Annotated in this window: 2 protein-coding genes; both read right to left on the reverse strand. The window is 39.3% G+C overall.

The genetic code is table 11. The features are described from left to right. On the reverse strand, window positions 1–343 hold a 343-nt coding region (locus tag ABFX15_RS12075), incomplete at its 3' end, for an ATP-binding protein (RefSeq protein ID WP_346025641.1). A gap of 3 nt (window positions 344–346) precedes the next feature. Further along, window positions 347–1,768, reverse strand: coding sequence for an IS21 family transposase (gene istA, locus ABFX15_RS12080; RefSeq protein WP_346025642.1), 1,422 nt, complete (start codon window positions 1,766–1,768; stop codon window positions 347–349). Window positions 1,769–1,847: the final 79 nt, after the last annotated feature.

The raw sequence follows: 1,847 nt of genomic DNA on the forward strand, positions 1-1,847 counted from the left end.
CTAAGGCACATGCCAAGTGAGTTTTTCCTGTACCAGGTGTTCCTACGAAAACAGCGTTTTGGCATTGTTTGATAAAAGACAGACTAGTCAGTTCCTCTTTAGTTGTCGGGCTGGGAAGCGATATCTGGTTGTGCCATTCATAAGTGGATAGCGTCCGCCTACATGGCAGTTTTGATTGTTTATAGAGCCGTATCGTTTTCGCTTCTTCGCGACTTCGAAGTTCATTTTTCAAAAGAAAAAGTAACCAGTCCTCTTTTGAATCAAATCCATCCGTATCAATGACTTTTGGTATATGAGAGAGCCGGAGGCTTTTACACAGTTCTTCTAAGTAAGCGTGATCCATTACTTATACTACCTCCTTGGGAAAAATTCCTAATGCATCATAACTGTTCCAATCCACATTGTAAGAATCCGAACTCGGTTCGACCCCTATTAATTCATAGAATCTTTCGTTGATTTGTTTCATATCTTTAGTGACGAGTAAATTAATAAGGATATCGACACGTTCAGCTTGGACCTTCCAGTCATTATGAGTTAAGTATAATTTGATCCGCTCCGGTAAATATTTCCAGTAACGTGAGTACTCCATTGAACGGAGTTTTTTACGCCAGTCTAATAAGATAGATGCCCAGTCAATCGGTCGTTTTTTAAACATATACGGGCGATCACCTTCAGCTATTATGTCACCAGATCCACTGTAGAATGTGTAAGTCTCAGCTGTTAATACAGCATATATCTTCGTGTGATTTCGTGCCTTAGGCACGTGAATGAGTGTTTGATCGAGTTTGATTTCGTTATACTTGTTTGCCTTGCATTCAATCTCTTTAAAGACGGGATAAGGTACATCCGGAAGAGCCAGTAGTTCAGTTTTTTCTTCTTCCCATAGTTCAATGATGGAGACATTTTTTTCATAATGATTTCGATCTCTATCCTCAATTAGTTGTGTTCTCAATTTATCATTTAAAGAAGCATAATCTTTCATTGACGGGCTTGCAGGGAAAAAGTTATAGCGTATATATCCAACTTTGTTTTCAACACTTCCTTTTTCATTTCCGCTGCGCGGATTACATACTTGCGTGTTGAAACGGTAATGAGTGGCGAATCGAAGATAAGCCTCAGTTAGTACAGCAGGTTTATATTTAGATTTTCTCTCCGTTACGGCCGTTGACATATTATCAATTCGAATGACTTTCGGCACACCCCCGATTTGATGAAACAATTGAGTCATGCCTTCAAATAAACACTCCTGATTCTCTGCAGGTAACGCAACCGCAAAACCTACATTACTAAACGGGAAGGTCATTACCAAGGTTTTGACATCTTTAAATGCCCCCTCATGTTCGACTTCCATCGTTCCAAAGTCCAGCTGTGCATCTGCTGGGGGATGTTCCAGACGTTCAAATCCTTTATCTACAGCGCCTTTATCATTGTGAGTAGAACGCCAGTCTTGAACAAATACACAAACAGTCCGATAGGACCCCGGGAAATCAAGTTCTTTCAATTCACGGTGATAAGCTACGTTAGTACGTCGTTTTTTCTTCGGCAACTTGGCATCTTCGTCCAGCCATAAGGTTAAAATATCTCCCCATTTTTCTTCATACATCATGCCTGTTTTTTCTATTTTCTTCTTCTTTGGAAAGTTATTGCCATCAGCGTATTTTTTAGCTGTACGCCAATTCACTCCAAGTTCTTTTCTTATGTGATCAATCGATTTATCGTGATTATTCCTTAAATTTTTGATAGTATTAATATCAGTCATTGTGAGCATACCTTTCATACCTCCAGTTAAAGTGTAGGAACTCTAACTTTAGAGGATTTTCAGGTGCCTTGCAATGGCTTTTTATATT

Source organism: Alkalibacterium indicireducens (genome assembly GCF_039522005.1).
In the GTDB taxonomy this organism is placed as follows: domain Bacteria; phylum Bacillota; class Bacilli; order Lactobacillales; family Carnobacteriaceae_A; genus Alkalibacterium; species Alkalibacterium indicireducens.

What these genes read in the sequence shown, in the direction of transcription:
- istA (WP_346025642.1), bottom strand. Translation starts at nt 1,768, where the DNA reads ATGCTCACAATGACTGATATTAATACTATCAAAAATTTAAGGAATAAT.